The organism is Pseudonocardia halophobica, from assembly GCF_050948485.1.
GTDB lineage: Bacteria > Actinomycetota > Actinomycetes > Mycobacteriales > Pseudonocardiaceae > Pseudonocardia > Pseudonocardia halophobica.
This window is the reverse complement of sequence record NZ_CP192046.1, coordinates 7,231,785-7,246,560: the sequence shown is the minus strand read 5'-3', so window position 1 is coordinate 7,246,560 and position 14,776 is coordinate 7,231,785. Positions and strand designations below refer to the sequence as shown.

At 74.9% G+C, this 14,776-nt stretch carries 15 protein-coding genes; 14 read left to right on the top strand and 1 reads right to left on the bottom strand.

Annotation, left to right across the window (positions count from 1 at the left end; all coding sequences use genetic code 11):
• Positions 1 to 52: 52 nt before the first annotated feature.
• Genes ACQP04_RS34625 through hpt form a run of 3 tightly spaced genes read left to right on the top strand, consistent with a single transcriptional unit; the run spans position 53 to position 2,678 of the window.
• Positions 53 to 1,102: a zinc-dependent metalloprotease gene (locus ACQP04_RS34625; protein ID WP_433508495.1), complete on the top strand. Its 1,050-nt coding sequence runs from the start codon at positions 53 to 55 to the stop codon at positions 1,100 to 1,102.
• Complete coding sequence (gene tilS, locus ACQP04_RS34620; protein ID WP_433504645.1) at positions 1,099 to 2,067, top strand: tRNA lysidine(34) synthetase TilS; 969 nt, start codon at positions 1,099 to 1,101, stop codon at positions 2,065 to 2,067. Before ACQP04_RS34625 ends, tilS begins: the two co-directional genes overlap by 4 nt.
• Before the next feature lie 47 nt (positions 2,068 to 2,114).
• Positions 2,115 to 2,678, top strand: coding sequence for a hypoxanthine phosphoribosyltransferase (gene hpt / locus ACQP04_RS34615; protein ID WP_433504644.1), 564 nt, complete (start codon positions 2,115 to 2,117; stop codon positions 2,676 to 2,678).
• 10 nt (positions 2,679 to 2,688) lie between these two features.
• Here hpt and ACQP04_RS34610 read toward each other — a convergent pair whose 3' ends face one another.
• The gene (locus tag ACQP04_RS34610; RefSeq protein WP_433504643.1) at positions 2,689 to 3,660 is read right to left on the bottom strand and encodes a serine protease; all 972 of its coding nucleotides are present in this window, start codon (positions 3,658 to 3,660) and stop codon (positions 2,689 to 2,691) included.
• A gap of 401 nt (positions 3,661 to 4,061) precedes the next feature.
• On the opposite strand from ACQP04_RS34610, the gene ftsH reads away from it, so the two are divergent.
• From ftsH to ACQP04_RS34555, 11 genes are all read left to right on the top strand, one after another.
• Complete coding sequence (gene ftsH / locus ACQP04_RS34605) at positions 4,062 to 6,554, top strand: ATP-dependent zinc metalloprotease FtsH (protein ID WP_433504642.1); 2,493 nt, start codon at positions 4,062 to 4,064, stop codon at positions 6,552 to 6,554.
• The gene (gene folE, locus ACQP04_RS34600; protein WP_081924092.1) at positions 6,551 to 7,183 is read left to right on the top strand and encodes a GTP cyclohydrolase I FolE; all 633 of its coding nucleotides are present in this window, start codon (positions 6,551 to 6,553) and stop codon (positions 7,181 to 7,183) included. Before ftsH ends, folE begins: the two co-directional genes overlap by 4 nt.
• The gene (gene folP / locus ACQP04_RS34595) at positions 7,183 to 8,073 is read left to right on the top strand and encodes a dihydropteroate synthase (protein WP_433504641.1); all 891 of its coding nucleotides are present in this window, start codon (positions 7,183 to 7,185) and stop codon (positions 8,071 to 8,073) included. Before folE ends, folP begins: the two co-directional genes overlap by 1 nt.
• Positions 8,070 to 8,474 (top strand): dihydroneopterin aldolase, encoded by a 405-nt coding sequence (gene folB, locus ACQP04_RS34590; protein ID WP_433504640.1) that lies wholly within the window; start codon positions 8,070 to 8,072, stop codon positions 8,472 to 8,474. Before folP ends, folB begins: the two co-directional genes overlap by 4 nt.
• Positions 8,471 to 8,965 (top strand): 2-amino-4-hydroxy-6-hydroxymethyldihydropteridine diphosphokinase, encoded by a 495-nt coding sequence (gene folK / locus ACQP04_RS34585; protein ID WP_433504639.1) that lies wholly within the window; start codon positions 8,471 to 8,473, stop codon positions 8,963 to 8,965. The genes folB and folK overlap by 4 nt, the downstream gene beginning before the upstream one ends.
• Complete coding sequence (locus ACQP04_RS34580) at positions 8,962 to 9,450, top strand: DUF3180 domain-containing protein (protein WP_433504638.1); 489 nt, start codon at positions 8,962 to 8,964, stop codon at positions 9,448 to 9,450. Before folK ends, ACQP04_RS34580 begins: the two co-directional genes overlap by 4 nt.
• A 51-nt stretch (positions 9,451 to 9,501) precedes the next feature.
• On the top strand, positions 9,502 to 10,974 hold the full coding sequence (locus ACQP04_RS34575; RefSeq protein ID WP_433504637.1) for a PrsW family intramembrane metalloprotease: 1,473 nt from the start codon (positions 9,502 to 9,504) through the stop codon (positions 10,972 to 10,974).
• Positions 10,975 to 11,679: 705 nt separating this feature from the next.
• On the top strand, positions 11,680 to 12,582 hold the full coding sequence (locus tag ACQP04_RS34570) for a Rossmann-like and DUF2520 domain-containing protein (protein ID WP_433504636.1): 903 nt from the start codon (positions 11,680 to 11,682) through the stop codon (positions 12,580 to 12,582).
• The gene (gene panC, locus ACQP04_RS34565; protein WP_433504635.1) at positions 12,579 to 13,463 is read left to right on the top strand and encodes a pantoate--beta-alanine ligase; all 885 of its coding nucleotides are present in this window, start codon (positions 12,579 to 12,581) and stop codon (positions 13,461 to 13,463) included. Before ACQP04_RS34570 ends, panC begins: the two co-directional genes overlap by 4 nt.
• Positions 13,464 to 13,471: 8 nt before the next feature.
• Complete coding sequence (gene panD, locus ACQP04_RS34560) at positions 13,472 to 13,879, top strand: aspartate 1-decarboxylase (RefSeq protein ID WP_433504634.1); 408 nt, start codon at positions 13,472 to 13,474, stop codon at positions 13,877 to 13,879.
• Positions 13,879 to 14,721 carry a type III pantothenate kinase gene (locus ACQP04_RS34555; protein ID WP_433504633.1) on the top strand — a complete coding sequence of 281 codons (843 nt, stop codon included), beginning with the start codon at positions 13,879 to 13,881 and terminating at the stop codon, positions 14,719 to 14,721. The genes panD and ACQP04_RS34555 overlap by 1 nt, the downstream gene beginning before the upstream one ends.
• Positions 14,722 to 14,776 lie beyond the last annotated feature (55 nt).

The window sequence follows — 14,776 nt, the reverse complement described above, 5'->3', positions numbered from 1 at the left end:
CCCGCGTAGCGTGGCGGAGGTGAACGCCCCCACCGGTTCCGCCGGCGCCGACGTGTCGGCCCCCGACCCCGACACCGTGTCCGGCCTGCCCGTGAACTGGGGCCTGGCCCGGCGCACCGCCGCCCGCCTGGTCCCCGCCGGCCCGCCGGTGAGCGCCGCCGTCGCGACCGAGCTGGTCGAGCGGCTGCGCACGGACGCGGCCGTGGCGGAGGGGCACGTCCGGGCCGTGACCCGGATGGGCGAGGGCCTGCCCCTGCTGCCCGCGGACGTCGTCGACCGGCCGGCGTGGGCCGCCGCGGCCGTCGACGGGATGGCCGAACTCACCGCGGGTGCCCGGTTGCCCCGCACCGCCCGGGCGGCCCGCGCGGTCACCTCCACCACCTCCGGCCTCCAGATCGGCGGGGTGCTCGCCTTCGTCGGCGCCCGGGTGCTGGGCCAGTACGACCCGTTCGGCGGGCCGGCGAAGGACGGTCGGCTGCTGCTCGTCGCCCCGAACGTCTACGCCGCCCAGCAGGCCCTCGACGTCCCGTCCGAGGACTTCGGGCTGTGGGTCTGCCTGCACGAGGCCACACACCGGCTGCAGTTCACCGCCGTGCCCTGGCTGCGCGAGCACTTCGCCGCCGAGGTCGGCCGCTTCCTCTCGATGAGCACGGCCAACGGCAGCGCCATGATCGAGCGGCTGCCGGAGGCGGTGCGGGCCTTCAAGGAGGCCAAGGGGGACTCGCTGGCGCTGGTCGAGCTGCTGCAGGGCCCCGAGCAGCGCGCGGTCCTGGACCGGCTGATCGCGCTCACCACGCTCCTGGAGGGGCACGCGGACCACGTCATGGACGCGGCCGGGCCCGAGGTCGTCCCCACCGTCGAGACGATCCGGGCGCGGTTCACCGTGCGCCGCCGCGGCGGCGGGATCGTCGACCGGGTGCTGCGCGCGCTGCTCGGCGTCGAGGCCAAGGTCAAGCAGTACGCCGTGGGCTCGGCGTTCACCAAGCACGTGGTGGGCGCCGCCGGCATGGACGGCTTCAACAAGGTCTGGAACTCGCCGAACACACTGCCCACGCGCGCGGAGCTCGCCGCCCCGGACCAGTGGCTCGCCCGCGTGGCGTGACCGACCCGCCCGCGGCCGACGCCCTTGCCGAGGTCCGGCGGGCGGTCCGGGCGGCGCTCGGGCGGCTGCCCGCGCAGGTCCGCGAGGCCCCGCTCGTCGTCGGGTGCTCCGGCGGGGCGGACTCGATGGCCCTGCTGCTCGCCGCGCACGCCGAGCGGCCGGGCGGCGTGGTCGCCGCGATCGTCGATCACCGGCTGCAGGAGGGGTCCACCGACCGTTCCGAGGCCCTCGCCGTGGCACTGCGCGCACGGGGCATCGACGCGCGGGTGCACGCCGTGACCGTCGAGGGTCCGGGCGGCACCGAGGCGGCCGCGCGCCGGGCCCGCTACGCCGCCCTGGCGGCGGCCCGCCCCCACCCCTGCTCGCCGGTCCTGCTCGGGCACACCCTCGACGACCAGGCCGAGACGGTGCTGCTCGGGCTCGGCCGCGGCTCCGGGGCCCGGTCCCTCGCCGGCATGCGGGAGTGGGACGAGCCCTGGCTGCGCCCGCTGCTCGGCCTGCGCCGCGACCGGCTCCGCGCGGCCGCCTGCGGCGGCGATCCCGTGCCCTGGGAGGACCCGCACAACACCGACCCGCGGTTCGTCCGGGCCCGGCTGCGGGCCGAGGCCATCCCCCTGCTCGACGACGTGCTGGCCGGCGGGGTCGCCGAGGCCCTGGCCCGCACGGCCGCCCAGCTGCGCGAGGACGACGAGGCGCTCACCGTATGGGCGGACCGCGTGCGTGAAGCGGCGCGGGACGGGAACACCCTGCGGGTCGACGTCCTCGGGGGAGCTCCCGCCGCGGTCCGCAGGCGCGTGTTGCGCGCGTGGCTCCTCGAGTCGGGCGCGACCGCGGTGACGGACGCCCACCTCCGTGCCGCCGACGACCTCGTCGGCGCGTGGCGCGGGCAGGGCGGGCCCCGGCTGCCCGGTGGGTTGGACGTCGTCCGCGAGCATGGAAGGCTCGTACCCGCACGGCCGGGCTGACCGCCCGCGCCCAGCAGAACGACCGCCGAGCGAGAGGGTCACACCCCGTGTACGACGAGGACATCGCGTCCGTCCTGGTCACCGAGCAGCAGATCGGCGAGAAGACCGCCGAGCTCGCCGAGCAGATCGGCAAGGACTACGCCGACATCTGCGGTCCCGGCGGCCGTGACACCGACCTGTTGCTCGTCGGCGTCCTCAAGGGCGCCGTGATGTTCATGACCGACTTCGCCCGGGCCATGCCGCTGCCGGTGCAGCTGGAGTTCATGGCGGTCAGCTCCTACGGCTCGTCGACCTCGTCGTCGGGAGTGGTGCGGATCCTCAAGGACCTCGACCGCGACATCGCGGGCCGGCACGTGCTGATCGTCGAGGACATCATCGACTCCGGGCTCACGCTGTCGTGGCTGCTGAAGAACCTGGAGTCCCGGCAGCCCGCCTCGCTCGAGGTCGTCACGCTGCTGCGCAAGCCCGACGCGGTGAAGGTCGAGGTGCCCGTGAAGTACGTGGGCTTCGACATCCCCCACGAGTTCGTCGTGGGCTACGGGCTGGACTACGGCGAGCGCTACCGCGACCTGCCCTACATCGGCACGCTCGACCCGTCCGTCTACGCCTGACGGGCGCGGCTCAGGAGGCCGCGCCCACCGGCGGCCCGGCCGGCGGGGCCAGGTCCTCCACCGCCACGCCGGGCGGGGTCGAGGTGAACGGCGCGGTGCCGTCGACCAGCGAGAGGTCGCCGAGGTCGCCGTGGGTGTTGGCGTAGGCCAGCACCCGGGACAGGTCGGACACGCCGTTGCTGACCGGCAGCGGCGCCAGGTTCAGCGTGGAGAGCAGGCCGATCGCGCGGCCGGAGGAGTCGAGGAACGCGCTGCCGGAGTCGCCCGGGACGCCCGGGCTGACCGTGTAGACGATGTGCCCCCAGCCGTCGCCGACGTCGCCGGCGCTGACGCCCGCCTTCGGGCTCAGCGCGCTGACGCCGCCGCGGACCGGCGAGTTGCCGTAGCTGAAGGTCTGCGCGCCCTCCGGCAGCCCGCCCGTCGCGACGCCGGTGGGGCCGCCGAACCACGGCACCGTCGGGTTCGTGACGGCCACGGCCTCCGGCGGCAGCTTGACCAGCGCGAAGTCGTTGTAGGCGCAGGTGGTGGGGTCGGTCTCGCCGCGGCGCTGCATGGTGACCCAGGAGCTGTAGACCATCGTCCCGGTCGCGGTGAAGCCGCGGTCGCCGCGCACGGTCACCGCGGTGCCGGCGGGCATCGTGGCCGAGGTGCAGCCGTCCGTCTCGGAGGACTGGCCGGTGCCCGCGCAGTGCGCGGCCTGCCCGAGGTAGACCGAGCCGTCGCCGCCGCGGAACACGAAGTTGCTGGTGCAGGCGCCGCCGCCCTGGGTGGTGGTGCCGACGCCGGGGTGCACCGCCGCACCCTCCCGGGGCGCCCAGGTGGGCGCGGGCGCGGCCGCCGGGGCCGTCGGCGCGGGGCGCGCGCTCGCCGTCGAGGGGAGGAGCACGGCCGCTGCGGCGACCCCCGCCACCGCGGCGGCCACCGCCGCCCGCCGGGCCCACGAACCCGGCCCCCGAACGGCACCGCCCGACCCCACACGCATCCGCCACCCCTTGCTTCCCCGACGACCGTGACGACCGCCCGCCACGATTCGGTCCCGCGAGTACCCGCCGCCAGGGTCCAACGACACGTCCGGCGCCGGGATACCCCACCATCACGTGAACGTCCGTCGCGAGCGGGGTGGCCGGTTCGGTGCGCGCCCGAGACGGCACCGAGACCGGTCGGGGCGGCTCCGGGCCTCGGGCCTGCGGGGACGCGCGGGAACACCACCCGGCCGTCGATCGTTGACCTGGCACGATCACCCCGCCGGCCCGCGCCCGGCGCGGTGGCGCGCCCTCGGCCGGCGGAAGCTATCCTGGCGGATCAGGCCGGTCGGCGCGTCGCCGCCAGCGCGGGACCGGAACGCACACTCGGGAAGGTGAAGGCCACCAGGGCCGAAGCTGCATGGACCGCAAGCGCCTGCTCCGCAACCCCTTGATCTGGATCCTCGTCGTGGTCCTGGTCTATTTCGCGTTCTCCGTGCTCTTCGACGACACCCGCGGCTACACGCAGGTCCCGACCTCGACGGCGCTGCAGCAGATCGACGCCCGGAACGTGGCCGACGCCACGATCGAGGACAAGGAGCAGCGGCTCCGCCTCGACCTGACCAACCCGGTCGACGGCAGCACGAAGATCATCACGCAGTACCCGGCGGCGTCCTCGAACGCGGTGTTCACGAAGCTGCAGGACGCCGGGGTCGCGAACTACAACACGATCGTGCGGCAGGACTCGTTCCTGACCACGATGCTGATCTACCTGATCCCGCTGGGCCTCGTGCTCCTCGTCCTGTTCTGGATGATGAACAACGCCCAGGGCGGCGGGAACCGGGTCATGTCCTTCGGCAAGTCGAAGGCCAAGCAGCTGTCCAAGGACATGCCCAAGACCACCTTCGCCGACGTCGCCGGCGCGGACGAGGCGGTCGAGGAGCTCTACGAGATCAAGGACTTCCTGCAGAACCCCGGCCGTTACCAGGCGCTCGGCGCGAAGATCCCGAAGGGCGTGCTCCTCTACGGTCCGCCCGGCACCGGCAAGACGCTGCTGGCCCGCGCGGTCGCGGGCGAGGCGGCCGTGCCGTTCTACACGATCTCCGGCTCGGACTTCGTCGAGATGTTCGTCGGCGTCGGCGCCTCCCGCGTGCGGGACCTGTTCGAGCAGGCCAAGCAGAACTCGCCCTGCATCATCTTCGTCGACGAGATCGACGCGGTCGGCCGCCAGCGCGGCGCCGGCCTCGGCGGCGGCCACGACGAGCGCGAGCAGACCCTGAACCAGCTCCTCGTCGAGATGGACGGGTTCGACGCGCGCGGCGGCATCATCCTCATCGCGGCCACCAACCGGCCGGACATCCTCGACCCGGCGCTGCTGCGCCCGGGCCGCTTCGACCGGCAGATCCCGGTCGGCGCCCCCGACCTCGCGGGCCGCAAGGCGATCCTGTCCGTGCACTCGAAGGGCAAGCCCTTCGCCAACGACGTGGACTTCGACTCGCTGGCCAAGCGCACCGTCGGGATGTCGGGTGCGGACCTGGCGAACGTGATCAACGAGGCCGCACTGCTCACCGCGCGGGAGAACGGCTCGCTGATCAACGGGGCCGCGCTGGAGGAGTCCGTCGACCGCGTCGTCGGCGGCCCGCGACGCAAGGGCAAGATCATCTCCGAGCAGGAGAAGAAGATCACCGCCTACCACGAGGGCGGGCACGCGCTGGCCGCGTGGGCGATGCCGGACCTCGAGCCGGTCTACAAGCTCACGATCCTGCCGCGCGGCCGCACCGGCGGGCACGCGCTCGTCGTCCCCGAGGACGACAAGGGCCTGATGACGCGCTCCGAGATGATCGCGCGGCTGGTCTTCGCCATGGGCGGGCGCTCGGCCGAGGAGCTCGTGTTCCACGAGCCGACCACCGGCGCGTCGTCGGACATCGACCAGGCCACCAAGATCGCCCGCGCGATGGTGACCGAGTACGGCATGAGCGCCCGGCTCGGCGCGGTCCGCTACGGCCGCGAGCAGGGCGACCCGTTCCTCGGCCGCTCGATGGGCAACCAGGCGGACTACTCGCTCGAGGTCGCCCACGAGATCGACGAGGAGGTGCGCAAGCTCATCGAGGCCGCGCACACCGAGGCGTGGGAGATCCTCAACACCTACCGGGACGTCCTGGACAACCTGGTCGTCGAGCTCCTGGACAAGGAGACGCTGACCCGCCGGGACCTGGAGCGCATCTTCGGCGACGTCGAGAAGCGGCCGCGGATCACGGCGTTCAACGACTTCGGCGAGCGCACCCCGTCGGACAAGCCGCCGATCAAGACGCGCGCCGAGCTGGCCCGCGAGCGGGGCGAGATCTGGCCGCCGGAGACCGAGCGCGAGCCCGCTCCCGTCGGGTCGTACCCGGGCGGCGGCCACACCGTCCCGGCGCCGGGGCCGAACGGCGGGCCCGGGCCGCTGCCCAGCCCCGGCCCCAACGGCGGCGGCTACCCGGGCGGGTTCCCCGCCGAGCCGTCCGCGCACGGGGCGCAGGGCAACGGCGCGCACGCCCAGGGCAACGGCGCGGCCCACGGCGCGGCCCACGGGGCGGGCAACGGCCACGGGCACGTCCCGCAGGCGGCCGGCGGCCAGCAGGACCGGCAGCCGCCCTACGCGGTCGCGCCGAACTACGGTGCCCCGCCGGACTGGCGCCCCGCGACCACCCCGGCCGGGCAGACGTGGCCGCCGCCGAACTGGGCCGCCCACCAGGGTGACCGGACGGCGCAGGGGCACGCACCGGGTTACGGTCGTGAGCAGGGGCAGGGCCAGCAGGCCTCCCCGGAGCAGCCGACGCAGCAGTTCGGGCAGGAGCCGCCCGCGCAGCGTCCGGCCGCTGAGGGTCCGGACGCGCCGGGCCCGCAGGGCCCCGACGCAGGGAGCAGGAACTGAGCACCGGAACCACCGACGGCGAGGCGCCGGCCTACACGGCGGCGGAGCGGCGGGCCGCTGCGGGCGTCGACCACGCACGCGCCGAGGCCGCGATCCGCGAGCTGCTGATCGCGCTCGGGGAGGATCCCGACCGCGAGGGCCTGCGGGACACCCCCGGCCGCGTCGCGCGCGCCTACGAGGAGATCTTCGCCGGGCTGTACGTCGACCCGGCGACGGTCCTCGAGCGGACGTTCGACGAGGGCCACGGCGAGCTCGTCCTCGTCAAGGACATCCCCCTGTACAGCACCTGCGAGCACCACCTCGTGCCCTTCCACGGGGTGGCGCACGTCGGCTACATCCCGTCGGTCGAGGGCCGGGTCACCGGGCTGTCGAAGATCGCCCGCGTGGTCGACCTCTACGCGAAGCGGCCGCAGGTGCAGGAGCGGCTGACCGGGCAGGTCGCCGACGCGCTGGTCCGCAAGCTGGACCCGCGCGGCGTGATCGTGGTGATCGACGCCGAGCACCTGTGCATGGCGATGCGCGGCATCCGCAAGCCGGGCTCGCGCACGACCACCTCCGCCGTCCGGGGGCTCTTCCAGACCTCCCCGTCCTCGCGCGCGGAGGCGTTGTCGCTGATCCGGGGCACGTGATGGCCGGCGGGCTGGACGGCCGCGTCCCGCATCCCGGCCGCTGTGTCGTGATGGGCATCCTCAACGTCACGCCGGACTCGTTCTCCGACGGCGGGCGCTACCTCGACCGGGAGCACGCCGTCGCCCACGGGGTCGCCATGCGCGACGCCGGGGCCGACCTCGTCGACGTCGGCGGGGAGTCCACGCGGCCCGGCGCGGGCCGGGTCGACGCCCCGACCGAGCGCGACCGGGTGGTCCCGGTGATCCGCGACCTGGTCGTCGAGGGTGTCCGGGTCAGCGTCGACACCACCCGCGCGTCCGTGGCCGAGGCCGCGGTCGAGGCCGGTGCGGTCGTGGTCAACGACGTGTCCGGCGGGCTGGCCGATCCGCGGATGGCCGCCGCGGTCGCGTCGCTGCGCGTGCCGTGGATCCTCATGCACTGGCGCGGGCACAGCGACCGGATGCAGGAGCTGGCGTCCTACGAGGACGTCATCGGCGAGGTGCGGCAGGAGCTCGTCGCCCGGGCGGACGCGGCGGTCATGGCCGGGGTGGACCCGGACCGGCTGATCCTCGACCCCGGGCTGGGCTTCGCGAAGACGGCCGCACACAACTGGGCGCTGCTGCGCCGGCTGGACGTGCTGGTCGCGCTGGGCTTCCCGGTGCTGGTCGGGGCCTCGCGCAAGCGGTTCCTCGGGCAGCTGCTGGCCGACGCCGAGGGCAAGGTGCGGCCGCCGGCCGGCCGGGACGGGGCCACCGCCGCCATCAGCGCGCTCGCCGCGCACGCGGGGGCCTGGGGCGTCCGGGTGCACGACGTGGAGTCCACGATGGACGCCGTGGCCGTCAGCACCGCGTACCGGCTCGGCTCCTCGCGCGCCCGCACCGGGCCGTGGCTGGGGGAGCCGCCGGCGTGAGCGGGCCGGAGACGGATCGCATCGAGCTGCGCGGCCTGCGCGTGCGCGGGCACCACGGCGTGTTCGACCACGAGAAGCGGGACGGGCAGGACTTCCTCGTCGACGTCGTGCTGTGGCTGGACCTGCGGGAGGCCGCCGCCACGGACGACCTCACGAAGACGGTGCACTACGGCGAGCTGGCCGAGCGGGCCGCGGCGATCGTCGCGGGCGAGCCGCGGGACCTCATCGAGACGGTGTCGGCCGAGATCGCCGACGCGGTCATGGAGGACGAGCGCGTGCAGGCCGTCGAGGTCACCCTGCACAAGCCGAACGCCCCCATCCCGCTGGACTTCGCCGACGTCGCGGTCGTCGCCCGCCGCTCCCGGCAGGACGGCGGCCGGGGCCGGGTGATCCCGGCGTGAGCCGCGCGGTGCTGTCGCTGGGCTCCAACCTGGGGGACCGGTTCGCCCACCTCCGCGGGGCCGTTGCCGGCTTCGGCGACGCGGTGGTCGCCGCCTCGCCGGTCTACGAGACGGCGCCGTGGGGCGGTGTGGAGCAGCCGGATTTCCTCAACGCGGTCCTGATCGTCGCTGACCCGGCCGTGGACCACTGGGGCTGGCTGCGCCGTGGCCAGGAGCTGGAGAAGGCCGCCGAGCGGGTCCGCGAGGTCCGGTGGGGCCCGCGCACGCTCGACGTCGACGTCGTCACCGTCGACGGGGTGACCAGCGACGATCCCGAGCTGTTGCTGCCGCACCCGGGTACCCCGGAGCGCGCGACCGTGCTGATCCCGTGGCTCGACGTGGAGCCCGACGCGGTGCTGCCGGGGCACGGGCGCGTCGCCGACCTGCTCGCCGCGCTGCCCGCGGGCGAGGCGGACACGGTGCGGCCGCGGCCGGACCTGGTCCTGCGGTGAAGCCGATCCGGCACCGCGACCTGCTCGTCGCCTTCCTGGGCGCCGGGATCGTGGCGCACCTGGTCGTCAGCCTGACCTACGGCACGCTGCCGTCCTTCCCCGCGCCCGCGGGCGTCACGCTCGGCGTGCTCGGGCTCGCCGAGGCCGTCGCGGGGTGGATCCTCAAGGGCCGCGTCGAGCGGCGGTCCGGCAGCAAGCCCGTCGAGCCGCTGGTGGCGGCCCGGGCGGTGCTGGTGGCGCAGGCGTCGGCCGTCGGGGGCGCGCTCGTCGGCGGGCTGTGGGCCGGACTGCTGGCGTACGTGCTGCCGCGGGCCTCCACGGTCACCGCGGCGGCGTCGGACACCACGGCGGCGGTCGTCGGGCTGGTGTGCGCGCTCGTGCTGGTCGGCGGGGCGCTCTGGCTGGAACGGTGCTGCCGCACGCCGGACGACCCGGACGAGCAGCGTCGCGACGGCGGCTCCGGGGGCGGGGCGGCCACCCGGTAGGGCGCCCGGTGACGGCCGGTGGATGTCGGTGGCGGAAAGTAGGCTCGCCGCATGGGCTACCCCGTGCCGACCGGACACCCGCCCGCGGAGCCGACCACGCGGCACACCCACGCCGCGCGCCGCAAGGGCGTGCTGCTGCCGGTCGTCGGCCTGGTGGCGCTGGGCGTCTGCGGGCTCGTGGTGCTGGGCCTGGTCGGCAACTCGGTCGGCCCCGGCGGGGTGCTGGTCGGGGCGCTGTGTGCGCTGCTGCCCGTCGGTCCCGTCGTCGCGACGTTCCTGTGGATCGACCGTTGGGAGCCCGAGCCGCCGCGGATGCTGCTGATCGCGTTCCTGTGGGGTGCGTGCTTCGCGGCGCTGTCCGCGCTGATCATCAACTCCAGCGCGGCCCTGGCGGTCGACGCCCTGTTGGGCCGCGGCAGCGGGGACGTGCTGGGCTCGGTCGTGATCGCCCCGTTCGTCGAGGAGGCGCTCAAGGGGCTCTTCCTGGTCGGGCTGCTCGTCTGGCGGCGCCGGGAGTTCGACGGCATCGTCGACGGGATCGTCTACGCGGGCCTGGTCGCCGCGGGCTTCGCCTTCACCGAGAACATCCTCTACATCGGCCGCGCCTTCGCGGAGGACGCGGTGGCCGGGCAGAGCGGCGGGGTGCTCGCCGTGCTACTGCTGCGCGGGGTGTTCTCGCCCTTCGCACACCCGCTGTTCACGTCGATGATCGGGATCGGGGCGGGCATCGCCGCCGCCAGCCGCAGCACGGCGGTGCGGGTGCTCGCGGTACTCGCCGGCTACCTGGTCGCGGTGCTGCTGCACGCGATGTGGAACGGCGCCGCGTCGGTCCTGGGTGGGACCGGGTTCGTGCAGGTCTACGTCGTGATCATGGTGCCGCTGTTCATCGGGCTGGCGGTCGTGGTGATCTGGCAGCGGCGGCGCGAGGCGAAGACGGTCGCCGAGCAGCTGCCGTCGTTCGCGCAGGCGGGCTGGATCGCCTGGAGCGAGGTGCCGCTGCTCGGCAACCTGGCACAGCGGCGGGGCTGGCGCCGGGCCGTCAAGCAGCGGTCGGGGCCGCACGCCGCCCGCGCGGTCGCCGACTACCAGACCGCGGTCACCGAGCTGGCCTTCCTACGCTCCCGCATCGCCCGCGGCGCGGTCCGGGACAGCGCCGAGGAGCTCGAGCACGAGCGGCTGCGCGCCCTCGCCAAGGCCCGCGCACGGGCCCTCGGCATGCCCGACGCCCTCACCGCCGCCTGGGGCAACCAGCACCCGCCGGGCTGGACGCCGCCGCCCGCACCCGCTCCCGGCTGGGCCCCGGTTCCGCAGGGGTACGGCCCGGGGGACTACGCGACCCCCGGCTACGGCCCGCCCTCGCAGGGCTACACCACCCCGGGCTACGGCCCGCCGTCGCAGGGCTACGGCCCGCCCGGCCAGGGCCAGGGGCCCCCGCCCACCTACGGCGCCCCCGGCCTGCCCCCGCGCGGCCAGCAGCCGCCCCCCGGCCCGCCGCCGGGGTGGGGCCCGCCGCCCCAGCGCTGACGGCCGAGTCCGCGGCCTCTGACTCGGCGGTCGGAACGCCCGGAGCGGTCGGCCGCGCGGTCCGGGAATCCGACCACGCGTCGCGTCCCGGCCCTCGTCCATCGGTTCTGCCCGCCTCACCTCCGCCAGGTCGGTCGCACACCCGCTCTCGCCCGGCCGCACACCCAGCAGGTCGCCGCACACCCCGTCGTGCCCAGCCGCACACCCGGCAGCTCAGTCGCACACCCGTTCCTGCCCGGTCGCACCCCCGCTAGGTCCCTCGCGCACCCCGTCGACTGGGTGTGGGGGCGCTTTCGGGTGTGCCGGTCGCGGCGCGGCTTCCAGGAGCGCGCTCCGAGGCCCCCGACGAGCGTGCGAGAGCACGCTTCCCGTCGCGGCACACCCGAAGGAGCGCGGCACACCTTGTCGACCGGGTGTGCGACGAGCTTCGCGGGTGTGGCACCACGCCCCGCCGGGTGTGCGACGTCCCAGCAGGTGTGCGACGCCGCCACTGGTCGCCGCATCGCCACTTCGCCTCTGCATGCCACTCATCATCACCACATGACGCCCTCGTGAGCGGTGTGTGAGCCGCCCGGCCCGGTGAAGCCCGTCACGCGCTCTCCCCGGGATGGTCCACACCCGCCTACCCTCGTGCCGTCGTCGCCGATCGATGTCGACCACAACGTCCGGTACCCCTGGTGGACTGGAACGGAGCAGGAGCGCGTGATGAGTGCTGGCCGGCCCGCCCGGCTGGCCGTCGGAGTGGTCTCCGCCGGCCGTGTCGGGGCCGTTCTGGGTGCCGCGTGGGACGCGGTGGGACACCGGGTCGTGGCGACCTCAGGGGTCTCCCGGGCGTCCGTGCACCGCGCCGGGACCCTCCTGCCCGACGCCCCGCTGCTCGCTCCGGACGAGGTGATCCGCAGGGCGGACCTCGCCCTCCTCGCCGTCCCGGACGACGTGCTGCCCGGCCTGGTCCGCGGCCTCGCCGCCTCAGGCGCCTTCCGCCCCGGCCAGATCGTGGTCCACACCGCCGGCGCGCACGGCGTCGAGGTGCTGGACCCGGCCGTCGAGCACGGGATCCTGCCGCTCGCCCTGCACCCGGTCATGACCTTCACCGGCCGGCCCGAGGACGTCCAGCGCCTCACCGGCTGCTGCGTCGCGGTGACCGCGCGGGCGGACGACGAGGCCGCCTGGAACGTGGGCGAGGCGCTGGTCCTGGAGCTCGGCGCCGAGCCGGTCCGGGTCCCCGAGCAGGTCCGGCCGCTGTACCACGCCGCCCTCGCGCATGGTGCGAACCACCTGGTCACGCTCGTGCGGGACTGCGCCGACCTGCTCGACAAGGCCGGGGTCAGGCCTGCCGAGCGGCTGATCGGACCCCTGCTCTCCGCCGCGCTGGACAACGCGCTGCGCCACGGTGACCGCGCGCTGACCGGGCCGGTCGCCCGCGGCGACGTCGGCACCGTCCGCACCCACCTCCGCGAGCTCGACCGAGCCGATCCCGAGCTCGCCGACACCTACCGCACCCTCGCCCGTCGCACCGCACACCGCGCGGCGGAGGGCGGGTTGCTGCCCGACCACGCGGCCGACGAGGTCCGCGCCGCCCTCGACGACTCTGAGGAGCACCGGTGACCGCACCCGCCCGCACCCGCAACGGCTACGCCCGCGGCCGTCTGACCGTGCACGACGACCCGGCCAAGCTGACCCCCGTCACCCGCGCGCTGCGGGCGGCCGGGCGCAAGGTCGTGCTCGTGCCGACGATGGGCGCGCTGCACGAGGGCCACCGCGAGCTGATCCGGCACGCGAGGTCGGTGCCCGGCAACGTGGTCCCGGTCGTCAGCATCTTCGTGAACCCGCTGCAGTTCGGGCCGAACGAGGACCTGGAAAGGTACCCGCGGCCCCTCGAGCGGGATCTCGACGCGTGCCGCGAGGAGGGCGTCGAGCTCGTCTTCACGCCCTCGGTCGACCACATGTACCCGCCGGGCTCGGACACCCGGATCGTCGCCGGGGCGCTCGGCTCCGACCTCGAGGGCGGATCGCGGCCGGGGCACTTCGACGGGATGCTGACCGTCGTCGCGAAGCTCTTCCACATCGTGGGGCCCGACGTCGCGCTGTTCGGCGAGAAGGACTACCAGCAGCTCACGCTGGTCAAGAAGATGGTGCGGGACCTGGACTTCCCGCTGTCCGTGGTGGGGGTGCCGACGGTCCGCGAGCCGGACGGGCTCGCCCTGTCCTCGCGGAACGTCTACCTGTCCGCCGACGAGCGCCCCCGCGCCGTCACGCTCTCCCGCGCGCTGCGCGAGGGCGCCGCCGTCTCGGCCCACGGGCCCGCGGCGGTCCTCGAGCGGGCCCGCGCGGTCCTCGACACCGAACCGGCACTGCAGGTCGCGTACCTGGAGCTGCGCGACGCCGACACCCTCGGCGAGCCGGTCGACGGCGGCCGGGCCCGGCTGCTCGTCGCCGCCCGGATCGGCACCACCCGCCTCATCGACAACCTCCCCGTCCAGCTCTAGGAGTCCCCGTGCTGCGCACCATGATGACCTCGAAGATCCACCGCGCCACGGTGACCCAGGCCGACCTGCACTACGTCGGCTCGGTGACCGTCGACCGCGACCTGATGGAGGCCGCCGACCTGCTGGAGGGCGAGCAGGTCGCGATCGTCGACATCACCAACGGCGCCCGGCTCGAGACCTACGTGATCCCCGGCGAGCGGGGCAGCGGCATCATCGGCATCAACGGTGCCGCCGCGCACCTCGTGCACCCCGGCGACCTCGTCATCCTGATCGCCTACGGCCAGCTCGACGAGGCCGAGCTGCTCACCTACTCGCCGCGCGTGGTGTTCGTCGACGAGCACAACCGGATCGTCGAGCAGGGCTCGGACCCGGCGCACGCTCCCGAGGGCTCGGGGCTGCTTTCCGGCTCCCGCTGATGCTGCTCTGCATCGACATCGGCAACACCCAGATCGCGCTGGGTGTGTACGAGGGCGAGCTCCTCGTCCGGGACTGGCGGATGCGGACCGACCCGCGGATCACGGCCGACGAGCTGGAGGTCGCGGTCGGCGCGATGCTCGGCGAGTACGCCCCGCGGGTCGACGGCGTGGCCGCGCTGTCCACCGTCCCGTCACTGCTGCGCGAGCTGCGGCTGATGCTCGAGCGGCGGGCGGTACGGATGCCCACCGTCGTCGTCGGCCCGGGGGTGCGGACGGGCGTGCCGCTGCTGGTCGACAACCCGCGCGAGGTCGGCGCGGACCGGGTGGTGAACACGCTCGCCGCGCACCACCGGCACGCGACGGCGTGCATCGTCGTCGACTTCGGGACCTCGACGAACATCGACGTCGTGTCGGCCAAGGGCGAGTTCCTCGGCGGTGCGCTCGCCCCCGGGATCGAGATCTCGATGGACGCGCTCGCCCACCGCGCCGCCGCGCTGCGCACCGTGGAGTTCGTGCCGCCCCGCTCGGTCATCGGCAAGAACACCGTGGAGTGCCTGCAGTCCGGCGTGCTCTACGGCTTCGCCGGCCAGGTCGACGGCCTGGTGCGCCGGATCATCAGCGAGCTCGGCCCGGGTGCGGGCCCGGTGACCGTGCTCGGCACCGGTGGCCTCGCGCCGCTGATGAAGGGCATCTCGGACACCATCACCGAGTACGCCCCGGACCTGACCCTGGAGGGTCTGCGCCTCACGTACGAGCGCAACGTCCGCACGGGTGCGGCTCCCGGCGGCGTGCAGGAGCCGCGGGCGGACACCGCGCGGACGGCGCGCGGTACCGCCGTCTAGCCTTACCCGGCGTGACCGACGAGCCGCGCACCCCCGCCGACGACCTGCCCGAGCA